21 protein-coding genes are annotated in these 20,587 nt (G+C 68.8%); 8 read left to right on the plus strand and 13 right to left on the minus strand.

Going from position 1 to position 20,587, the window contains the following annotated elements; genetic code table 11:
- The first annotated feature begins 22 nt into the window (after nt 1-22).
- Both ICG51_RS03630 and ICG51_RS03635 read left to right on the plus strand, forming a co-directional pair.
- The gene (locus ICG51_RS03630) at nt 23-574 is read left to right on the plus strand and encodes a LemA family protein (RefSeq protein ID WP_190281690.1); all 552 of its coding nucleotides are present in this window, start codon (nt 23-25) and stop codon (nt 572-574) included.
- Nucleotides 571-2,301, plus strand: coding sequence for a DUF2207 domain-containing protein (locus ICG51_RS03635; protein WP_190281691.1), 1,731 nt, complete (start codon nt 571-573; stop codon nt 2,299-2,301). The genes ICG51_RS03630 and ICG51_RS03635 overlap by 4 nt, the downstream gene beginning before the upstream one ends.
- Before the next feature lie 46 nt (nt 2,302-2,347).
- On the opposite strand, the gene ICG51_RS03640 is transcribed toward ICG51_RS03635, so the two are convergent.
- The 3 genes from ICG51_RS03640 to ICG51_RS03650 all read right to left on the minus strand — a co-directional run bounded on the left by ICG51_RS03640 (nt 2,348) and on the right by ICG51_RS03650 (nt 5,213).
- Nucleotides 2,348-3,472 carry a hypothetical protein gene (locus ICG51_RS03640; protein ID WP_190281692.1) on the minus strand — a complete coding sequence of 375 codons (1,125 nt, stop codon included), beginning with the start codon at nt 3,470-3,472 and terminating at the stop codon, nt 2,348-2,350.
- Between the two features lie 93 nt (nt 3,473-3,565).
- Nucleotides 3,566-4,663, minus strand: a complete 1,098-nt coding sequence (locus tag ICG51_RS03645) for a DUF1615 domain-containing protein (RefSeq protein WP_190281693.1) — start codon at nt 4,661-4,663, stop codon at nt 3,566-3,568.
- 61 nt (nt 4,664-4,724) lie between these two features.
- A complete protein-coding gene (locus ICG51_RS03650) occupies nt 4,725-5,213 on the minus strand; it encodes an MgtC/SapB family protein (RefSeq protein ID WP_190281694.1) in 489 nt (162 codons plus the stop codon).
- A 105-nt stretch (nt 5,214-5,318) separates the two neighbouring features.
- Between ICG51_RS03650 and dbpA the strand changes: the two genes are divergently transcribed.
- Nucleotides 5,319-6,701, plus strand: coding sequence for an ATP-dependent RNA helicase DbpA (gene dbpA, locus ICG51_RS03655; protein ID WP_190281695.1), 1,383 nt, complete (start codon nt 5,319-5,321; stop codon nt 6,699-6,701).
- A gap of 26 nt (nt 6,702-6,727) precedes the next feature.
- Here the strand turns inward: dbpA and arsJ are convergent, their stop codons facing one another.
- The 5 genes from arsJ to ICG51_RS03680 are packed head-to-tail and all read right to left on the minus strand — an operon-like array spanning nt 6,728 to nt 10,612.
- Nucleotides 6,728-7,954, minus strand: coding sequence for an organoarsenical effux MFS transporter ArsJ (gene arsJ, locus ICG51_RS03660; protein WP_190281696.1), 1,227 nt, complete (start codon nt 7,952-7,954; stop codon nt 6,728-6,730).
- A 4-nt stretch (nt 7,955-7,958) separates the two neighbouring features.
- Nucleotides 7,959-8,963 carry an ArsJ-associated glyceraldehyde-3-phosphate dehydrogenase gene (locus ICG51_RS03665; RefSeq protein ID WP_190281697.1) on the minus strand — a complete coding sequence of 335 codons (1,005 nt, stop codon included), beginning with the start codon at nt 8,961-8,963 and terminating at the stop codon, nt 7,959-7,961.
- Nucleotides 8,964-8,973: 10 nt separating this feature from the next.
- Nucleotides 8,974-9,234, minus strand: coding sequence for a thioredoxin family protein (locus tag ICG51_RS03670; RefSeq protein ID WP_190281698.1), 261 nt, complete (start codon nt 9,232-9,234; stop codon nt 8,974-8,976).
- A 14-nt stretch (nt 9,235-9,248) separates the two neighbouring features.
- A complete protein-coding gene (locus tag ICG51_RS03675; protein ID WP_190281699.1) occupies nt 9,249-10,250 on the minus strand; it encodes a permease in 1,002 nt (333 codons plus the stop codon).
- Nucleotides 10,250-10,612 carry a helix-turn-helix domain-containing protein gene (locus tag ICG51_RS03680; RefSeq protein ID WP_051247080.1) on the minus strand — a complete coding sequence of 121 codons (363 nt, stop codon included), beginning with the start codon at nt 10,610-10,612 and terminating at the stop codon, nt 10,250-10,252. Before ICG51_RS03680 ends, ICG51_RS03675 begins: the two co-directional genes overlap by 1 nt.
- A 170-nt stretch (nt 10,613-10,782) precedes the next feature.
- Here ICG51_RS03680 and ICG51_RS03685 point away from each other — a divergent pair, with 170 nt between their 5' ends.
- Nucleotides 10,783-12,081 (plus strand): hypothetical protein, encoded by a 1,299-nt coding sequence (locus ICG51_RS03685; RefSeq protein WP_223809508.1) that lies wholly within the window; start codon nt 10,783-10,785, stop codon nt 12,079-12,081.
- Nucleotides 12,082-12,119: 38 nt separating this feature from the next.
- Here the strand turns inward: ICG51_RS03685 and ICG51_RS03690 are convergent, their stop codons facing one another.
- The 4 genes from ICG51_RS03690 to hutU form a co-directional block, all read right to left on the minus strand.
- A complete protein-coding gene (locus ICG51_RS03690) occupies nt 12,120-12,773 on the minus strand; it encodes a DsbA family oxidoreductase (RefSeq protein ID WP_190281700.1) in 654 nt (217 codons plus the stop codon).
- Between the two features lie 84 nt (nt 12,774-12,857).
- Complete coding sequence (locus ICG51_RS03695; RefSeq protein WP_190281701.1) at nt 12,858-13,739, minus strand: transporter; 882 nt, start codon at nt 13,737-13,739, stop codon at nt 12,858-12,860.
- Nucleotides 13,736-13,954, minus strand: coding sequence for a polyprenyl synthetase (locus ICG51_RS03700; RefSeq protein ID WP_190281702.1), 219 nt, complete (start codon nt 13,952-13,954; stop codon nt 13,736-13,738). The genes ICG51_RS03695 and ICG51_RS03700 overlap by 4 nt, the downstream gene beginning before the upstream one ends.
- A gap of 55 nt (nt 13,955-14,009) precedes the next feature.
- The gene (hutU, locus tag ICG51_RS03705; RefSeq protein WP_190281703.1) at nt 14,010-15,680 is read right to left on the minus strand and encodes a urocanate hydratase; all 1,671 of its coding nucleotides are present in this window, start codon (nt 15,678-15,680) and stop codon (nt 14,010-14,012) included.
- Between the two features lie 135 nt (nt 15,681-15,815).
- On the opposite strand from hutU, the gene ICG51_RS03710 reads away from it, so the two are divergent.
- The 3 genes from ICG51_RS03710 to ICG51_RS03720 are packed head-to-tail and all read left to right on the plus strand — an operon-like array spanning nt 15,816 to nt 18,214.
- Nucleotides 15,816-16,397 (plus strand): TetR/AcrR family transcriptional regulator, encoded by a 582-nt coding sequence (locus tag ICG51_RS03710; protein WP_190281704.1) that lies wholly within the window; start codon nt 15,816-15,818, stop codon nt 16,395-16,397.
- Nucleotides 16,398-16,439: 42 nt separating this feature from the next.
- The gene (locus ICG51_RS03715; protein WP_345776115.1) at nt 16,440-17,693 is read left to right on the plus strand and encodes an ectonucleotide pyrophosphatase/phosphodiesterase; all 1,254 of its coding nucleotides are present in this window, start codon (nt 16,440-16,442) and stop codon (nt 17,691-17,693) included.
- Nucleotides 17,690-18,214: a methylated-DNA--[protein]-cysteine S-methyltransferase gene (locus ICG51_RS03720; RefSeq protein WP_190281705.1), complete on the plus strand. Its 525-nt coding sequence runs from the start codon at nt 17,690-17,692 to the stop codon at nt 18,212-18,214. Before ICG51_RS03715 ends, ICG51_RS03720 begins: the two co-directional genes overlap by 4 nt.
- Nucleotides 18,215-18,251: 37 nt before the next feature.
- Here the strand turns inward: ICG51_RS03720 and hutG are convergent, their stop codons facing one another.
- Nucleotides 18,252-19,202, minus strand: a complete 951-nt coding sequence (hutG, locus tag ICG51_RS03725; RefSeq protein WP_190281706.1) for a formimidoylglutamase — start codon at nt 19,200-19,202, stop codon at nt 18,252-18,254.
- Nucleotides 19,203-19,366: 164 nt separating this feature from the next.
- Here hutG and hutI point away from each other — a divergent pair, with 164 nt between their 5' ends.
- Nucleotides 19,367-20,584, plus strand: coding sequence for an imidazolonepropionase (hutI, locus tag ICG51_RS03730; protein ID WP_190281707.1), 1,218 nt, complete (start codon nt 19,367-19,369; stop codon nt 20,582-20,584).
- Nucleotides 20,585-20,587: the final 3 nt, after the last annotated feature.

Genomic DNA, 20,587 nt, shown 5'->3' on the forward strand with positions numbered 1-20,587 from the left:
TGGCAATCGCGGACGACTGGCTATGACCCTGTTGGCACTGGTGATCCTCGCGGCGCTCGCGGTCTGGGCGATGCTGGCCTACAACCGGCTGGTGCGGCTGCGCAACCAGCACCGCACCGCCTGGGCCGACATCGACGTGCAGCTGCAGCGCCGGCACGACCTTGTGCCACAGCTGGTGACCGTGGCGCAGGCCTATGCCGCACACGAGCGCGCCACGCTGGAGGCGGTCACCGAGCTTCGCGCGCAGGCGCAGGCAGCGCACGGCGCGGCCCGGCAAGGCCAGGCCGAAGCGGCGCTGGAGCAGGCGCTGGGCCGGCTGATCGCGCTGCGCGAGGCCTATCCCGATCTCAAGGCGAACCAGAACTTCGCCCAGCTCTCGTCCGCGCTGGTGGAGGTCGAGGAACACCTGCAGTACGCGCGCCGCTTCTACAACGGCGCGGTGCGCGACTACAACGACGCCACCCAGCGATTCCCCGCGCTGCTGGTGGCGCGCAGCTTCGGTTTCGCCGCGGCGGAATTCTTCCAGGCGGAAGGCGACAGCCGCGCCGCGCCGAAGCTGGAGCTGGCATCGTGATCCGCGCGCTGCTGGTGGCCACGTTCGCCCTGCTGACGGCGCTGCCGCTGCAGGCGCGAGCACAGGAACGCATCCTGTCGTACGACAGCACGGTGACGGTGAACGCCGACGGCAGCATGGACGTGGAGGAGCGCATCCGCGTGCGCGCCGAGGGCGAGGCGATCCGCCGAGGCATCTACCGCGACTTCCCCACCCGCTATCGCGACCGCCACGGTAATCGCGTGGTCGTCGACTTCACGGTGAAGGCCGTGCTGCGCGACGGCCGGCCGGAACCGTGGTTCACCGAAAGACAATCCAACGGCGTGCGCCTGAATACCGGCAACGACGACTTCCTGCCGGTGCCGGCGGAATACACCTACACCCTGCGCTACCGGACCAGCCGCCAGCTGGGCTTCTTCGCCGACCACGACGAGCTGTACTGGAACGCGATCGGCACCGGCTGGGCCTTCCCCATCGAGAGCGGCAGCGTGGACGTGCGCCTGCCGCGTACCGTCACCACCAGCGAACTGCGCGCCGAGGGCTATACGGGTGCGCAGGGCGTGCAGGGCCAGGATTTCGTCACTTCGCTGCCTGCACCAGGGCTGGCGCACTGGCAGCTGACCCGCCCGCTGGCACCGCAGGAAGGGCTGACCATCGTGCTGTCCTTTCCCAAGGGCGTGGTCGTGGAGCCCACCACCGCACAGCGCGCATGGTGGCTTCTGCGCGACAACCGCGGCGTGCTGGTGGCGCTGGCCGCGCTGCTGGCCATGCTGGCCTACATGCTGCGCCGCTGGCGGCGGGTCGGCCGCGACCCCGCGCCCGGCATCATCATCGCGCGCTACCAGCCACCGGGCGGCTATTCACCGGCCGCGCTGCGCTTCATCCGCCGGATGGCCAGCGACACCCGCTGCATCACCGCCGACCTGCTGGCGCTGGCGGTGGCCGGCCACCTGCGCATCGAGCGCGAGAAGGGGCTGCTGAAGGACGACTGGACCCTGCATCACCTGCCGGGTGGTGAGGTCGCAGCGCTGGCTGACTCGCCGCGGGCGCTGCTGGCCGGGCTGTTCCGCGAAGGCGACACGCTGGAACTCAAGAACAGCAACCATGCGCTGCTGCAGGCGGCCATCGCGGCGCAGACCAAGGTCATGGAAAAGTCCTACGCCGGGCGCATGTTCCAGCGCAACTACGGCAGCATGGGGGTCGCCTTCGCGATTGGCGCGGTTGGACTGGCGATGGCGGCGGCGGTATCCGGCGGCGGCGGCCTCCTGCTGATCGCGATCATCGGCGCACTGATGCTGGCGGCGGTGATCACCTTCGCTTTCCTGGTGCCGGCACCGACCGCAGAAGGCCGCAAGCTGCTGGACGAAATCGAAGGATTGAAGCTGTATCTCGGCGTGGCCGAACGCGACGAACTGGCGCGCATGCCGGGGCCGGACGCACCGCCACCGCTGGACGCGCAGCGCTACCAGCTGCTGCTGCCCTACGCACTGGCGCTGGACGTGGAAGCGGCGTGGACGGAAAAGTTCACCGCCGCGGTCGGCGCCGCGGCAGCGGAAGCGGCAACCGCCAACATCGGCTGGTACCGGGGCGGCAACCTCACCAGCCTGAACCAGCTCACCAGCAGCCTTGGCAGCAGCCTCGGCTCGCAGATCGCATCGGCATCCTCACCACCGGGCAGTTCCTCCGGCGGCGGCGGCGGCGGCTTCTCCGGCGGCGGCGGCGGCGGCGGGGGGGGCGGCGGTCGCTGAGGTTGGAGCCGTCAATCCCGACCTTCAGCTCGCACGCCAACGCCGATCAGGGGTGGGCCACCACCGTGGCGTCCTCGCCGGCGGCGTGCTCGGCGGCGCCTGGCGCAGCGGTACCGGAATCGCCCCCCGCCGCCACGTCCGCCGGCGCCGGCTCCGCAGGCATCGCCAGCACCGCGCCGTCCAGTTCCGCCATCGGACTTTCGATCGGGCAATGCGGGTCGGGGAAGCCGTAGCGCGTCCGCAGCGCCAGACCACAGGCGTTGATGTCGGCCACGTCCTGGTGGGCCGCGTCGGCCGGCTGCACGCACTGCGCCTCGTAAGCACGACGGAAGCTGTCGCGGCGGCGCAGGAACTCGGTGCCGCAGCGGCGCGCCAGGCGGATGCGGTCGAGGTCGTCCTCCACCGCGTTGGAGCCGGCCAGGCCGAAATCCTCCAGTTCCTGGTCGGTGAGGATGCGCAGAGTGCGGTTGGGCACCGTTGTCATCAGGTCGTAGACCTCGATCGAAGCCCCATTGCGCTCCAGGTAGTTGCGCAGGTCGTCGCTGATCCTGCGCAGCTCCTCGCCCAGCTCCTTGCGCGAGGTGGCGGTGGAACGCAGCCGGATCATCCGGTGGATGCCCACCGGACCGACGATCACGCGCATGTCGCCCGCCGCCAGCAACAGGACGCAGGCGCTGTGGCAGACCGAATCGGCGCGCACCCAGATGGTCCAGTCGTTCTCGCCGATGGCGTCGCCGGCACGCATGGCTGACTCCACGCTGCCACCGCCGGAATCGATGTCGAGAATGCGCTTGCCGATGCCCAGGTCGCCCGCCACCTTGCCCGCGCGCTCGGCCAGCGCAGCGAAGCTGGCGGTCATCCGGCCCTTGTAGCGCAGTCGCAGCAGGCCGGTGGACCGGCAGTCCTGCATGGCGCCGCGCAGGTCGATGTAGGCAAGCGAAAGCACTGGCCGGCCGTCGCCCTGACGGTAGTCGGCGCCGCAGTCAACCCAGGCATCACCAGCCTCCAGCCGTACCGGCGACCAGTCGATCTCCGCCTGCGGCTTGCGTTGCACGGCCGGCGCCGGCGCCTCCATCGCCTCGGTGCTGGCGCTGGTCTGGACGTCGGGAGCGCGGCTGCAGGCAGTGGCCAGCAGCAGGAAAACCAAGATCAGGGTCCGGTAGAACGGCATCGGCACGGTCAGGCGGGGGATGGCCCCAGTCTAGTGCGGGGTCTGTGGAAAGCGTGCAACCGTACATGAACCGGCGGGCCTGCCGCGCGGTGCTCAGCGCGCCATGCACGCCTGCCAGCGTCGCTCCACCCGTTCCGCGAACCAGGCGGTGGTCAGGCGCCGGCTGATCTTGGGGCTGCGCAGCTCGATCTGGGGCAGCCCGGCACGCGGCACCGGCCTGCCGGCGCCCTTGCCATCGGCAATCGCCATCACCCGGCGGTACAGCTCGGTGTGGATGAAACCCTGGTCGCGTTCGCGGCCCAGGTCGCGGCGGATCGCCGCGGCATCCATCCCCAGTGCCGGGGCGATGCGGCGCAGGGCGGCTTCGGTGGCGCCCGGGCGTTCCATCGGCGCCCCCGGCACAAGCAGGTCGCCATCGCGCGCCAGCCTGACCCCGCTGGCGATTGCAGCCGCCTGCTGGAAGGCTGCATTGCGACTGGCGTACCAGCCGGCGTTGAAATCGGCGAAGCGGTAAAGCGGCCGCTCGTAGTCGGCCGGATAGCCCAGCAGATGCTTGATGCCGAAGTACAGCCCGCCGCGGCGGTCGAATACCTCGCGCCGGATGGAACCCGCCGACGTGTAGGGATAGCCGCGCGCATGCCGTTCGGCGAAGTCCACCCGCACCTGCATCGGGCCGCCGGTGCGCACAGGGTTCAATCCGGCCAGCAGGCGACCGCTGCCCAGCGGCAGGCGCGCGATCATCGCTTCGTACATCTCGCTCAGTTCGCGCTCGCTGCGCAGCGCCTGCAGTTGCTGCGCGTAACTGCGGCCGTCCGGACCGCGCAGTGCCAGCGCGGCATCGACCATGAAGCCCGGCACGTGCTTCTCGGCGGCCCGCCGGCGGATCTCGGCTATCGCGATGCCACCCAGCCCCGGCACCGGCGGATCGGCGCGATAGCCGGACTCCTGCTCCACCACCGCCAGCACCGCGCAGAGATTGGAGGAGGTCGGCTCGATCTTCTGGGTGGCGAACGCGGTCTGGATATCACGCGCCCAGCCTTCGCGGTCATGCAGGGTGGCAGGCAGCTTGCGCAGCAGTTCGGCATGCACCTGCTCCGGCGAGCGCTGCGTTCTGCAAGCGGAAAGGCAGGCCAACGTCAGGCACAGGGCCGTCAGGGTGAACCAGCCAGGCGGTCGGGAAATCGGCGTCATGCGGCGCAGTCATTGGAGTCCGGTGAAGGCTAGCAAAGCGGGCCAAGCGATAGCCGCGCCCTCAATCGGCGTCCGCACCGCCATCCCGGTGCGCCGGCATGCGGCTCATCAGCTTGGGAACTGCCGCCACCACCAGCCAGGCCAGCAGGGTGGTCAGCAGCGCCAGCATTTCCTGGCCCATGCCCACCGCCATGCCGATGGCCGCCGTCATCCAGATCCCGGCCGCGGTGGTCAGGCCCTCCACGCGCATGCCGTCACGCAGGATCGCGCCCGCGCCGAGGAAACCGATGCCGGAGACAATGCCCTGCATCACGCGGGTGTTGTCGCCGCCGGAAATCCCGGCCACTTCCGGCGCCAGCACGAACAGGGCCGAGCCCACCGACACCAGGATATGCGTCTTCAGCCCGGCGGCGCGGCCTTTCCGTTCACGCTCCCAGCCGATGATGCCGCCCAGCATGGCGGCGGCCAGCACCCGCACCAGGATCACCGTCATCGTGGCAATGTCCGGCAATGCCAGTTCCGACGCCAGCGTGCGCGCGACTTCGTCCATCTTCCGCCTCCGTCTGTGGCACCTGCAGGGTCGCATCCGCGGCGTCATGCCGGCGTCACCACACCCACGGCCTACGGCGAGCGGCAGCACCGGCGATAATGGGCAATGACCACGCCCGCTACCTTCGCCGACCTCGCCCTTGCGCCCTCCCTGCGCGCCGGCCTCGACGCACTCGACTACACCGCTCTCACGCCCATCCAGGCGCAGGCGTTGCCCGCCATGCTCGAAGGCCGCGATCTGGTCGCGCAGGCGCCCACCGGCAGCGGCAAGACCGCCGCGTTCGGACTGGGCCTCCTGCAACGGATCGACCCCGCGGCCGGCGGCACGCAGGCGCTGGTGCTCTGCCCCACCCGCGAGCTGGCCGACCAGGTGGGCAAGCAACTGCGCAAACTGGCCACCGGCATCGCCAACCTCAAGCTGTCGGTGCTGTGCGGCGGCATCCCGCTTGCGCCGCAGCTGGCGTCGCTGGCGCATGCCCCGCAGGTGGTGGTGGGCACGCCCGGACGGGTGCTGGAACTGGTGCAGAAGGACGCGCTGGACCTGCGCGGAGTGCGCGTGCTGGTGCTGGACGAGGCCGACCGCATGCTGGACATGGGATTCGACGAACCGATCCGCGCGCTGGTCAAGCGCACCCCGAAAACGCGGCAAAGCCTGCTGTTCTCAGCCACCTACCCCGACGCCATCCGCACGCTGGCCACCGCGATGCTGCGCGAGCCGCTGGAAGTCAGCGTCGACGGCGGCGCCCAGCCAGCCACCATCGAAACGCATTTCTTCGAGGCCGAACCCGCCCGCCGCGCGCCGCAGCTGGCCGCGCTGCTGCTGCAGTTCAACCCGGAATCCACCGTGGTGTTCTGCAATATGCGCAAGGACACCGAGGAAGTGGTGGGCTCGCTGGCGCACTACGGCTTCACCGCGCTAGCGCTGCACGGTGACATGGAGCAGCGGGACCGCGAGGAGGTGCTGGTGCGCTTCGCCAACCGCAGCTGCAACGTGCTGGTGGCCAGCGACGTGGCCGCGCGCGGGCTGGACATCGACGACATCGGCGCGGTGGTGAACTTCGAACTGCCCACCGACGCCGACACCTACCTGCACCGCATCGGCCGCACCGGCCGCGCCGGCCGCGATGGGCTGGCACTGAGCCTAGTTGCGCCGGGCGAGCGCAACCGCGCCGCGCTGATCGAGGAACGCCAGGGAAACCCGATCCGCTTCGAACGCATCGCAGCGTTGGAAGGCAAGCCGCGCGGCGTGCCGCAGGCGGCGATGGCGACACTGCGCATCGACGCCGGCCGCACCGACAAGCTGCGCCCCGGCGACATCGTCGGCGCGCTCACCGGCGAGGCGGGACTGGCGAAGGAGGCCGTCGGCAAGATCGACGTCTATCCCACCCGCAGCTACGTGGCGATCGCCCGCGGCCAGGCCGACCGCGCACTGGAGCGCCTGCGCGCCGGCAGGATCAAAGGCCGGCGCTTCCGCATCCACCGGCTGTAGGCCGAGCGGGTGCGGTGCCGTGCCGGCTATGGTGCGCCCGGCACCGGCACGGCATGCCGCGGCAGCGCCAGCGAAATGAGCGCTGCCAGCGCGACGAACACCGCCGAGATCGCCAGGCATGCGCCGAGCCCCGCCTGCTGGAACACCCAGCCGGACAGCACCGTGCCCAGCAGGCGGCCCAGCGCATTGGCCATGTAGTAGAAGCCGACGTCCAACGACACGCCGTCCTCGCTGGCGTAGCTGACGATCAAGTAGCTGTGCAGCGACGAATTGATCGCGAACAGCACGCCGAACACCATCAGCCCGAAAACCAGGACGAGCTCGGCCGGATACTCCCGCGCCAGCAGCCCCGCCATCGTCGCGGGGATGATCGCCAGCAGCGTTGCCCAGCCGAACGCCGCGCGGCCGTCGGGGACTTCGCCACCGCGTCGCCCGGTGACATACGGCGCCAATGACTGCACCAGCCCGTAGCCGATCACCCACGCGGCCAGGAACCCGCCCACCTGCCAGAAATCCCAGCCCAGCGACTGCGCCAGGAACACCGGCAAGGCGACCACGAACCACACGTCGCGTGCGCCGAACAGGAACAGCCGCGCCGCCGACAGCAGGTTGATCGCGCGACTCTTGGACAGCAGGTCGCGGAACCTGGGCGTGTGCTTCGCCTTGCCCAGGTCGCGCTTGAGCAGGGCCAGGCTCGACAACCACACCAGTGCCAGCGAGAAGGCCATGGCGGCAACCGAGGCCTTGAACCCGACCACGCTCAAGAGCGCGCCACCGAGGAAGAACCCGATCCCCTTCAGCGCATTCTTGGAGCCGGTGAGCGCGGCCACCCAGCGGTACAGCGTGCCCTGCCGCTCGCCCGGCACCAGCAGCTTGATGCTGCCCTTGGCGCTCATCTTGTTGAGATCCTTGGCGATGCCGGACAGCGCCTGTGCAGCCATCACCCACGGCACCGCCAGCACCGCCGATGGCACCAGCAGCATCGACAGGGCCACCACCTGCATCGCCAGCCCGAGGTTCATCGTGCGATTGAGCCCGAGGCGTGCGCCCAGCCAGCCGCCGACGAGGTTGGTGATGACGCCGAAGATCTCGTAGAACAGGAACAACATCGCCACCTGCAGCGGCGAATAGCCCAACTGGTGGAAGTGCAGCACCACCAGCATGCGCAGCGCACCGTCGGTCAGGGTGAACGCCCAGTAATTGCCGGTGACCAGCAGGTACTGGCGAACGTCCGGCGACAGGCGCGAAAGCATCGGCTCAGCCCGCCTTGCCGACCAGCCGCACCAGCTCGGCGGTGCGGTTCACGTAGCCCCATTCGTTGTCGTACCAGGCGTAGAGCTTCACCTGGGTGCCGTTGATGACCATCGTGGACAACGCATCGATGATGCTGGAGCGCGGATCGGTCTGGAAATCGATCGACACCAGCGGACGGGTTTCATAGCCCAGCACGCCCTTGAGTTCGCCTTCGGCCGCCGACTGCAACAACTGGTTGACCTCCCCTACCGTGGTCGCACGCTCCACCTCGAACACGCAGTCGGTCAGCGAGGCATTGGTCAGGGGCACGCGCACCGCGTGGCCGTTCAAGCGCCCCTTGAGTCCGGGAAAAATCTCGGCGATGGCGGTGGCCGAACCGGTCGAGGTCGGGATCAGGCTGCTGCCACATGCGCGCGCGCGGCGCAGGTCCTTGTGCGGCGCATCGACGATAACCTGCGTGTTGGTCAGGCTGTGGATGGTGGTCAGGCTGCCGTGGCGGATTCCCAGGCCTTCGTGGATCACCTTGACCACCGGCGCCAGGCAGTTGGTCGTGCACGAGGCCGCGGACACGATGCGATGCTGCGCCGGATCGAAGCGTTGGTGGTTCACGCCCATGACCACGTCCAGCGCACCGGGCGACTTGACCGGCGCGGTCACCACCACGCGCTTCACGCCCTGATCCAGGTACGGCTGCAGCACGTCTGGCTTGCGGAACCTGCCGGACGCCTCGATCACCACGTCGCAGCCGGACCAGTCGGTGGCGGCCAACTCCTTGTTGCGACTGACCGGGATGCGCACGCCATCGACAAGCAACGCATCGCCATCGGCGATCGCCTCGCGCGTCCAACGCCCGTGCACCGAATCGAAATCCAGCAGGTGCGCAAGCGTTGCCGCATCGCCGGCCGGGTCGTTGATGTGGACGAATTGCAGGTCGGGATTGCCCCAGGCCGCACGCAGGGTGAGGCGCCCCATGCGGCCGAAGCCGTTGATGCCAACGCGAATCGCCATGTCCTTGCCCTCATCCATTGCCATGCAACCCGGCGTCATGGGCCAGGATCAGGTCTTCGATCGACTTCGGCGCCAGCACCCGCCCGGTGGAGACGACGACATCATCGATTGCGAGCGCGGGGGTGGACATCACCCCGAGCATCGCGATCTCTGTGAGGTCGGTGACTTTCACGATCTCGGCATCGCGGCCCATGTTGTCGAGGGCACGCCGCGTGTTGTCCGCCAGCATTATGCACTTGGAGCAGCCGGATCCCAGAATCTTGATGCGCATGGCGCCGTCCTCGGTCAGGTGAAAAAGGATGCGGTGGCGTTGAACAGCAGGCCGATCACGACGATGCCGGCAACGACGATGAACAAGAACGTTGCCAGCAGGCGGGCCTTGACCACCCGTTTGAGCATGATCAGCGAGGGCAGCGACAGCGCGGTGACCGCCATCATGAAAGCAAGCACGGTGCCCAGGCCGACGCCCTTTCCGACCAGCGCCTCGGCGATAGGGAGCGTGCCGAAGATGTCCGCGTACACGGGGACGCCCACCAGCACCGCCACCGGCACCGCCCACCACTTGTCCTGCCCCAGCAGCGTGGTGATCACATCCTGCGGGATCCAGTTGTGGATTGCAGCGCCGATGCCTACGCCGATCAGCACGTACAGCCATACCCGGCGCACGATCTCGATGACCTGATCGCGCGCATAGGCTGCACGCTCACGCCAGCTCATTGCCTGCGGCGCCACGTCCACCGCCGGTGCGCGGGTAACGAACGCCTCAATCTCCCCATCCATCCGCAACGCACCGATCAGGGTGCCTCCCGCCACCGCCAGGACAATGCCAACGGCGACATAGGCGATCGCCACCGTCCAGTTGAAGATGCTGGCCAGCAGGATCATCGAAGCCAGATCCACGAGCGGCGAGGAGATCAAAAACGAGAACGTGACCCCCAACGGCAAGCCCGCGCTGGTGAAGCCGATGAACAGCGGGATCGACGAGCAGGAACAAAACGGCGTCACCGTACCCAGCAGGGCGCCCACCGTATTCGCCTTGACCCCGCGCATGCCCCCCAGGATCCGGCGCGTGCGTTCCGGCGGGAAGTGGCTCTGGATCCATGACACCGCGAAGATCAGGACCGCCAGCAGCAGGAAGATCTTGATCGTGTCGTAAATGAAGAAGTGCACCGATCCACCGAGCCGGCTGGAAGGATCCATCCCCGCCCTCCCCAACAGCCATGCCACGAGGTCGGACAGCCATTGCATCCGCAGCAGTTGTTCATTGAGCCAGCGCAGGATTTCCATCAGCGGATGCTCCGGGCTCTTGCAGACGGCGCTGTTGCCTCTGCTTTCCTGCTCGCAACCGGTGCGCACTGCGCACTGTCACCGCCACAGCAGTTGCGGGTGAGGAAAGCGATGAGCTCGGCCATCCGCCGGAAGTCGGCGCTGTAGCGGATGCACCGGCCCAACTGCTCGCCGCGGATCAACCCGGCGGCGCTCAGCTCCTTCAGGTGGAACGACAGGGTGGCCCCGGGCAACGACAGCGCCTCGGCGATATCGCCCGCCATGCGGCCCTCCGGGCCCGCCTCGACCAGCAGACGGAATACCGAAAGGCGGGTGGCCTGCCCCAGCGCCGACAAGGCGAGGGTTGCATCTTTTATTTCCATGTTTCTAGAATATTGGAATTACCGAATCGTAGCAACCCGCCATGACAGAAATGCGACTGTCCGATGTTGCACCGCCAGCCATGGCCGCGCCGGCTCCGGGCGGACGCCGGGCGTGCGCCGCAGCGTCGCCTTCTGCAGCCAGCGAGCGCCTGAACGCGGAGTGCTTTTGCGTGGGCCTGGACGACGACGCCCTGCGCGCTGCGATCGAAGCGGCCAGCCCGCAGCCCGGATTCCTGGCGCTGCTGCAGGAGCGCTGTCCGTACGCGTTTGCCGCGCATCCGGTGTTCGTTTCGGCGCGTCAAAGCGCAAGGATGACGGCGCTGGTCGGCGCGATCGAATCGGTGGTGGCGCTGCCTGCCTATCAGGATGAAGTCCTGAAGCGCGCGCCTGCCATCGCGCGCTACCAGCCGGGCGCAAGCGGCGTGTTCTTCGGTTACGACTTCCATGTGAGCAACACCGGCCTGGGCCTTATCGAAATCAACACCAACGCCGGCGGTGCGATGCTCAACGCCCTGCTTGCCCGCGCGCAGCGGGCCTGCTGCGCCGCGGTGCAGGACCTGCTGCCGGCCGCCGCCACGGTGGAGGCATTCGAGTCGGGCATCGTGGCGATGTTCCGCAACGAATGGTCGCTGAGCGGGAAAACCCGCCCGCTGCGCAGCATCGCCATCGTGGACGAGAACCCCGAGGCGCAATACCTGTATCCGGAATTCCTGCTGTTCCAGCAGCTGTTCGAAGCCCACGGCCTGCGCGCGATCATCACCGCGCCCGAGGCGCTGCAACTGCGCGACGGCGTGCTGTATTGCGGCGCCGAGGCGATCGACCTGGTTTACAACCGCCTCACCGATTTCTACTTCGAAACCGAAGCCAGCGCCGTCCTGCGCGAGGCTTACCTTTCCGACGCCGCGGTGGTGACGCCACATCCGCGCGCGCATGCGCTGCATGCGGACAAGCGCAACCTCGTCCTGCTCTCCGATCCCGGCCATCTGCGCCGGCTGGGCGTGCCCGAATCCACCCAGGCGGTGCTGCTGGAACACATCCCGCGCACCGAGATCGTGACCGCCGCGAACGCCGACCACCTGTGGGGCGAGCGCAAGCGGCTCTTCTTCAAGCCGTTCGCGGGATTCGGGAGCCGCGCCGCGTACCGCGGCGACAAGCTCACCCGGCGCGTATGGCAGCAGATCGCCACCGGGGGCTACATCGCACAAGTGCTGGTCGCGCCCGGCGAGCGCATGCTGTCGGAACACGATGCCGCGCCCGCGCTCAAATTCGACCTGCGCGAATATGTCTACCAAGGGCAAGTGCAGTGGACAGCGGCCAGGTTGTACCAGGGACAGACCACCAACTTCCGCACCCCCGGCGGCGGGTTCGCCCCGGTCTACGAAACGCCAGACGCCAGTCTGGATACGCAGGGAACCGCGATGCCGGTTGACTGCGGCGGCGTGGGCTGCACGACCCCGGAAGCACACTGAAGCGAACCAAGATCGTCAGCGCCGTCCGGATCGACGCCTCAGGCTGCCCCGGCGGCGAGCTCGCGCAGCGCGCGCTCGAATACCTCCGGCGGCTGTCCGCCGGAAATCAGGTGCTTCCGCTCAACGATCACCGCCGGCACGCTGCTGATGCCCAGGCCCTGGAAGAATTTCTCCGCATCACGCACGGCATCGGCGAACTCGCCGCCCGCCAGCACTGCGCTCGCACGCTGCGCATCGAGGCCGACCCCGGCGGCCACCTCGGCAAGCACCGCGTGGTCACTGATGTCGCGGCCTTCGCTGAAGTTGGCCACCAGCAGCGCGCGCTTCAGCGGCAACTGGCGCTCCGGCGCTTCGGCCGCCGCCCAGTGCAGCAGGCGATGTGCATCGAAGGTATTCCAGGTGCGGCTACGGGCATTGAAATCGAAGCTGAAACCCAGCTCCGCGCCGCGATCGCGGATGCGCGCCTGGTTCTCGGCCAGCTGCGCGTCGCTCATGCCGTACTTGCGCTTCAGGTTCCCGGCCACGTCCATGCCGCCGGCGGGCATGTTCGGGTCCAGCTCGAATGGCTGGAAATGGATCTCCGCCTCCACCTCGCCCTGCAGCTGGCGCAACGCCTGCTCCAGCGAGGCCAGGCCCACCGCGCACCACGGGCAGACCACGTCGGACACGAAATCTATGCGCAGCTTGGTCATGCCGGAATCCCTCGATGAAAGACGCGCAGAGTGCCACGCCGTCACCATCGCTTCATCTCCTACGCTGCAACGCACTGGCGCGCCTCAATTGCCGGGACTCACCCAGCGCTGCAGCGCCTGCGCAAAACCCGCGCCCTGCGCAGGATCCACGCCGAGGTAGAAATCCGGCTCGATCAACTCGGCCTCCATCAGCAGCCAGCGGCCGTCGGCGTCCGGCAGCGTGTCGATGCGTGCGTACAGCAGCGGTTCGTCAACCACCCGCAGCACCTGTTCCGCCAGCGCCAACGCCTCGGCAGGCGGCGCCGGCACCAGTGCGTATTGTCCGCCGAACTCTTCCTGGATGCGGAACTCGCCGACCACCGGCCGCTTGTTCACCACGTGGCTGAGATGGCCACCGAAGTACAGCAGCGAGGTCTCTCCCTGCGTTTCGATGGTCGACAGGTAAGGCTGCAGGAGCATCGGCATGGGTTCCGCCGCGTCGATGACATCGCCGCGCCGCAACCGGCGCGTCTTCCACGCGCCGCCAGAGACCGCCGGCTTGGCGATCAATTCCTCCGCGCCGGTGTCGGCGAACGCCTGCTCGACCGCCGCCTGCGTCAGCGCGTCCACGAACGCGGTGGGTGGGATCGCCACGCCCAGCTCCGCCAGCTCACACAGATAGCGCTTGTCGGTATTCCACGCCAGCACCTTTGCCGGATTCGCCAGCGGCAGGCCTTCACGCTGCCAGGTCGCGCAAGCGCGCTGCCAGCGCGCGGCGTCGTGGTGGTAGCCCCAGGCCAGCAGCGGCAGTACGCAGGCGTAGCCGCGCAGTGCGGAAGCGTCGTCCACATGCGCCGTCCACGGCGTCGGTACGGCGTCGATGCCGGCGCCCTCCAGCGCGCGCTGCAGGCGCGCCAGCACCTTCGGCCACAGATCGGGATAGGCGACTTCCGCGGGGTCGGGAGTGAGGATGGCGACGCGGATCATGCCCGCAGGCCAGCCAGCACTTCCGAAACGTTCAGGCCGAGCTCGAGCTGCAGGCGCACGTACTCGCGCTCCTTGCGCGACAGCGTGCGCCCCATCTCCAGGCGCACGTCCTCCGCCTGCAGGATGCGCATGATGCGCGGCAGGGCCGAACCGATGGCATCGGGGCCGTAGCCGGCTTCGCGCAGGGCGGCCTTGATCAGGGTTTCAGCGTCCATGGGCATCCAGTTCGATCAGTGGGCTGCGGCGAGCGTAGGCCGAAGGGCGGTTCGCTTACAGCATCGGCAGTTTAAGCCCCTGCTCCCTCGCGCACTGCTGTGCGATTTCATAGCCCGCATCCGCATGCCGCATAACGCCGGTGCCGGGGTCGTTCCACAGCACGCGGGCGATCCGCTTGTCGGCGGCTTCGCTGCCGTCGCAAACGATGACCACGCCCGAATGCTGCGAATAGCCCATGCCGACGCCGCCGCCGTGATGCAGGCTCACCCAGGTCGCGCCGCCGGCGACGTTGAGCATGGCGTTGAGCAGCGGCCAGTCGGAGACGGCATCGGAACCGTCGCGCATGGATTCGGTTTCACGGTTGGGCGAGGCCACGCTGCCGGAATCCAGGTGGTCGCGGCCAATGACGACAGGCGCCTTCAGTTCGCCATTGCGCACCATCTCATTGAACGCAAGGCCCAGCTTGTGGCGCAGGCCCAGGCCCACCCAGCAGATCCGCGCCGGCAGGCCCTGGAAACTGATGCGCTCGCGCGCCATGTCGAGCCAGTTGTGCAGGTGGGCATCGTCCGGGATCAGTTCCTTGACCTTGGCGTCGGTCCTGTAGATGTCCTCGGGATCGCCACTCAGCGCCACCCAGCGGAACGGGCCGATGCCGCGGCAGAACAGCGGGCGTACGTAGGCGGGCACGAAGCCGGGGAAGGCGAAGGCGTTCTCGCAGCCGACGTCGAACGCCATCTGGCGGATGTTGTTGCCGTAGTCCACGGTCGGGATGCCCTGCGCATGGAAGGCCAGCATCGCCTCCACGTGCACGCGCATCGACTGCTTGGCTGCGTCGCGCACCTGCTCCGGGTTCGCCTTCTGTCCGGTCAGCCACTGTTCCACCGTCCAGCCGATCGGCAGGTAGCCGTGCACCGGGTCGTGCGCGCTGGTCTGGTCGGTCACGCAATCCGGCTTGACGCCGCGCCTCACCAGCTCCGGCAGGATTTCCGCGGCGTTGCCCAAGAGCGCAATCGACCTAGCTTCGCCGGCCGCCGTGTACCGGGCGATGCGGGCCAGCGCATCATCGATGTCGCTGGCCTGCTCGTCGACGTAGCGCGTCTTCAGGCGGAAGTCGATGCTGCTCTGGCGGCATTCGATGGTAAGGCTGCAGGCGCCGGCCAGCGAGGCCGCCAGCGGCTGCGCGCCGCCCATGCCGCCAAGCCCGGCGGTCAGGATCCACTTGCCTTTGAGCGAGCCGTCGTAGTGCTGGCGGCCCATCTCCACGAAAGTCTCGTAGGTGCCCTGCACGATGCCCTGGCTACCGATGTAGATCCAGCTGCCGGCGGTCATCTGGCCGTACATCATCAGGCCTTTCTTATCGAGCTCGTTGAAGTGCTCCCAGTTGGCCCAGTGCGGCACCAGGTTGGAGTTTGCGATCAGCACCCGCGGCGCATCGGAATGGGTGGGGAACACGCCGACCGGCTTGCCCGACTGCACCAGCAGGGTTTCGTCGTCGCCGAGGGTCTTCAGGGTTTCGAGGATCCTGTCGTAACAGTCCCAGTCGCGCGCGGCGCGGCCGATGCCGCCGTACACCACCAGCGAGGCCGGGTCCTCCGCCACCTCCGCATCCAGGTTGTTCTGCAGCATGCGGAACGGCGCTTCGGTCAGCCAGCTTCTGCAATGCAGCTGGTTGCCGCGGGGCGCGCGGATGGAACGGGACGGATCAAAGCGGTTTCTGGGGATCATGGGGGCTCCAACGGCGAACTGGACTGGCGAAAAGTCTGCGCCGCATCCATGCACGTCGCCAGCACGCAGGCCGCGGATTCGCCCGATTCCGGCCCGGGTTTGCGCGATTTCCGCCACTTTGTTTACGCTGTAAACATGGCCCGGCCCGATACCGCCACCCGCATCCTCAACGCCGCGCGCGCATTGTTCGAGCGCGAAGGCGCGGAGAGCGTGCGCATGCGCAGGGTGGCGGACGCGGTAGGCATCACCCCGACCGCGATCTACCGGCATTTCCCAAGCCGGGAGGCGCTGCTGGAAAGGATCAGCGACGACAGCTTCGACGAGATCGCCCGCCACTGGGACGCGCACCGCCAGGCCAGGGACCCGGTCGCACGGCTGCTGGCGACCCAGCAGATCTATCTCGACTACGCGCTGGCCTATCCGCACCTGTTCGACCACGCCTTCCTTGCCCGCCGCCGCAACGCGCGGCGGTTCCCCGCGGACTTCATTACAGGACAGTCGCCCACCGCCAACGTGATGTACGAAGCGGTGGTGGAGGCACAGGCGCGCGGGCAACTGCGTACGGGCGATGCCTGGGCGCTCACCATGACGGTGTGGGCGCACGCGCACGGCCTGATAGCACTGCAGCGCGCCGGCCGCTTCAGCTTCGACGAGGCCGGCTTCCGCGCCTTTTTCACCACATCCCTGCATCACCTCATGGACGGCTTGCGCCCCTGATCGCGCGATCAACCGTCTTCCGCCTTCGCTATCATCCCGCGGATGCGAATCCTCTTCCGAACAGGGCTGCTGGCCTGCGCGCTGCTGGCCTCCGCCTGCGCAACCCGAACCCCTTCCACGACCCCGGCCGCAACGCAGCCGGCCACCCTGCTGCTGATATCCGTGGACGGCCTGCGCCCTGCCGATATCACGCCAGCGCAGATGCCGGTGCTGGACGCCCTGGGCAATGCCAACGTGCGTGCGGAAGGCATGCGGCCGTCCTATCCCAGTCTCACCTTCCCCAACCACTACACGCTGGTCACCGGGCGACGGCCGGATCACCACGGCATCATCCACAACAGCATGGAGGACACCCACCTGGGGGAATTCCGGCTGAGCAATCGAGATGCGGTGGGCAACGGCGGCTGGTGGCAGGGGGGCGCGCCGGTGTGGGCCAGCGTGCAGCGCGCAGGCCTCCGCGCCGCCACCATGTTCTGGCCCGGTAGCGAGGCGGAGATCGATGGCGTGCGGCCGTGGCGCTGGCGCGCCTACGACGGCGCGATCAGCGATGCCGACCGCGTGGCCCAGGTGCTGGAATGGTTACGCCTGCCCGCCACCGAGCGGCCGCGCTTCATCACCCTGTACTTCGACGTCGTCGACCACGTCAGCCACGATCACGGCCCCGGTTCCGACCAGGCCCGCGCCGCGCGCGCCGACGTGGATGCGGCGCTGGGACAGTTGCTGGACGGCCTGCGCGATGCACAGCAGCTCGACACCACCAATCTGGTCATCGTCTCCGACCACGGCTTCGAAACCGTCCCGCCGGGCCACAGCATTGCGGTCGAGGACATGGCCCCGCGCGAGCTCGCGCAGGCGGTCAGCGTGGGCCAGGTGATCGGCTTCACCCCGCGCGCCGGCAAGACCGCCGACGTCGAGCGCCTGCTGCTGGGCCGGCATGCGCAGTACCAGTGCTGGCGCAAGGGCGAGTTGCCCCCGGATTGGCATTACGGCAGCCATCCGCGGATCCCCGCCATCATCTGCCAGATGGCGCCCGGTTGGGATGCCCTGTTCGCGAAGGCACACGCCATGCGCCAGCAGCAGGAACACGCGCGCGGCTCGCATGGCTACGATCCGTCGCTGCCGTCGATGCGCGCGACCTTCATCGCCGCCGGGCCGGCATTCCGCCCCGGCACCCGCCTGCCGGTGTTCGACAACGTCGATGTCTATCCGCTGCTGATGCGCCTGCTGGCGCTGCCGCCGGAGGACAACGACGGCGACATTTCCCCGCTGCTGCCGGCGCTGGAGCCAGCCCGATGATCCTGTGCCGCCGGATCGACAGCCCGGTGGGGCCGCTGATGCTGGCAGCGGATGGCAGCGGCCTGCGGCACATCGAGTTCCGCCACAACCGCCATCCCGCCAACCGCGCCGACTGGCACGGCGGCGACAACGAGGTGCTGCAGGCGGCGGAAGCGCAGCTTGGCGAATATTTCGCCGGCAGGCGCCAGCGCTTCGAGCTGCCGCTGGCGCCGCAGGGCACCGGGTTCCAGCTGCGCGTGTGGTGGGAGCTGGCGCGGATCCAGTATGGCGAGACCATCAGCTACGCGCAGCTCGCGCAGCGGCTGGACAATCCCAACGGCACCCGCGCGGTGGGCGCGGCCAATGGCCGCAACCCGCTGCCGATCGTGCTGCCCTGCCACCGGGTGATCGGTGCCGACGGCGCGCTGACCGGCTTCGGCGGCGGCCTGCCGGTCAAGGAGGCGCTGCTGCGACTGGAAGGCGCGCTGCCGGCGGCTGCCGATCTGTTCGGCCAGGAGTCGGCCACCGCCAACCTTTTCTGACGGCATCCGTGCGCTGGCGGCCCGTACAGCAGGCTCCCTATGCCGGGCGTGCAGCCTTCATGGCAGCATGCGTCACCCGATGGATCAGGCGCGCGGCGACGCGCGCGGTGACATTGTCGCGGTCCAGCGGCGGCGACAGTTCGGCCACGTCCATCAGCTTGAGCTTGCCGGTCGCGGCCACCGCGTCGAGCAGCGGTTCCACCACCTCCATCGGCACCCCGCGCGCGGCCGGGGCACTGACGCCGGGCGCCATCGCATGCGGCAGGCCATCGATGTCGATGGTCAGGTAGACCGCATCCACGTCGGCCAGCCTGTCTTTCAACTCCGCCAGGCGCTGCGGCAGTTCGAGCACGCCGAGTTCGTCGTCGCGCACGTAGTGCACGCCCAGCGCGTTGGCGGTGTCGAACAGCACGCGCGTGTTGGCGGCGGCGCTGATGCCGTAGGCCAGGTACTCCAGCGGGAGGCCCGACGCGCGCGCATGCTCGATCGCCTGCAGGAACGGCGTGCCGGAGCTGGCTTGGTCCTGCCGGCGCAGGTCGAAATGGGCGTCGATGTTGACGATGGCCACCCGCGGCCGGCGCGCGCGCAAATGCCCTGCCAGGCCAAGGTAGCTGGCGAAGGCGATCTCGTGGCCGCCGCCCAATCCCACTGCCAGGTGGCCGGCGTCCAGCAGCGCTGCCATCGCCTCGGCATAGCGCGCCTGCGCGGCTTCCAGATCACCGTCGGTGCAGGCCACGGTGCCGGCGTCGTAGAGCGGCGCCTCGTCCAGCACCGGCAGGTTGGACAGCATCCTGCGCAGCGCCGCCGGGCCTTCCACCGCACCCACGCGGCCGTGGTTGCGGCGCACGCCTTCGTCGCAGGCGAAGCCCAGCACCGCGACCCCCGGCGCACAGCCCGGGAGCGGCGCGCGCACCCACTGGTGCCAGCGCCGGGTCGACGCATCCTCGGGCAGGTCGACGCGGCCGCTCCAGCCTTCAATGGCGCTCATGCCGGCAACTCGCAGGCGGTGACGGGGTACATGGCGGACTCCTGAGGATTCGATACGCCATTCTAGGAAACGTCGCGGGGCGGCGCCGGCATCCGCCCCGGTCCCAGCCGGTCGACCGCGTTTGCGATAATCCCCGGCCGCACGCGCATCACGGAGTCGTCGCCATGCCGGCCCATCGCTGGGACCTGCTGCTCACCCACGCCACCCTGGCGACGCTGGACGGCGAAACGCCATTCGGGCTGCTGGAAAACGCCGCCCTGGCGATTGCGGATGGCCGCATCGCCTGGCTGGGGCCGATGGACGCGCTGCCGGCGCGCGCCAGCACCGGCCGCAGCGAAGAGCTCGGCGGCCGCCTGCTCACCCCGGCGCTGGTCGACTGCCATACCCACCTGGTGTTCGCCGGCAACCGCGCCAGCGAGTTCGACATGCGCCTCAACGGGGCCAGCTACGAGCAGATCGCGCGCGCGGGCGGTGGCATCCGCTCCAGCGTGTCGGCGCTACGGCAGGCCGACGAGGACGAGCTGCTGCGGCAGTCGCTGCCGCGTGCCCGCGCGCTGCTGCACGACGGTGTGGCCACGCTGGAGATCAAGTCCGGCTACGGGCTTGACCTCGAGAACGAGCGCAAGATGCTTCGCGTCGCGCGGCGCATCGGCCAGCTGCTGGGCATCAGCGTGCGCACCACCTATCTCGCCGCGCACGCGCTGCCACCGGAGTACCGGGACAACGCCGATGGCTACGTCGATGCACTGATCGACTGGCTGCCGCAGCTGCATGCGGAAGGACTGGTGGACGCGGTCGACGCGTTCTGCGAGAGCATCGGCTTCTCGCCGGCACAGACCCGCCGCCTGTTCGAGGCCGCGCGCGCGCTTGGCATCCCGGTGAAACTGCACGCCGACCAGCTCACCGACCTTGGCGGCGCGGCGCTGGCGGCGGAATTCGGTGGCCTGTCCGCCGACCATGTCGAATACACCGGCGAAGACGGTGTGCGCGCAATGGCGAAGCGGGGCACGGTAGCGGTGCTGCTGCCAGGCGCCTTCCACGTGCTGCGCGAGACGAAGCTGCCGCCGATCGCGCTGCTGCGGGAACACGGCGTGCCGATGGCGGTGGCCACCGACTGCAACCCGGGCACGTCGCCACTGCTGTCGCTGCGGCAGGCGATGCAACTGGCCTGCACGCACTTCCGGCTGACACCGGAAGAAGCGCTGCGCGGCGCCACCGCCAACGCCGCGCGCGCGCTGGGGCTGGCCGATCGCGGCCTCCTGCGCGCGGGACTGCGCGCCGACCTGGTGGCGTGGGAAGTCGCCCATCCCGCCGAACTGTGCTATTGGCTTGGCGGTCCACTGGCCACGCGTATCTACGTGGCCGGCCTGCCACTTTCCTGACCC

The organism is Thermomonas sp. XSG, from assembly GCF_014678725.1.
In the GTDB taxonomy this organism is placed as follows: domain Bacteria; phylum Pseudomonadota; class Gammaproteobacteria; order Xanthomonadales; family Xanthomonadaceae; genus Thermomonas.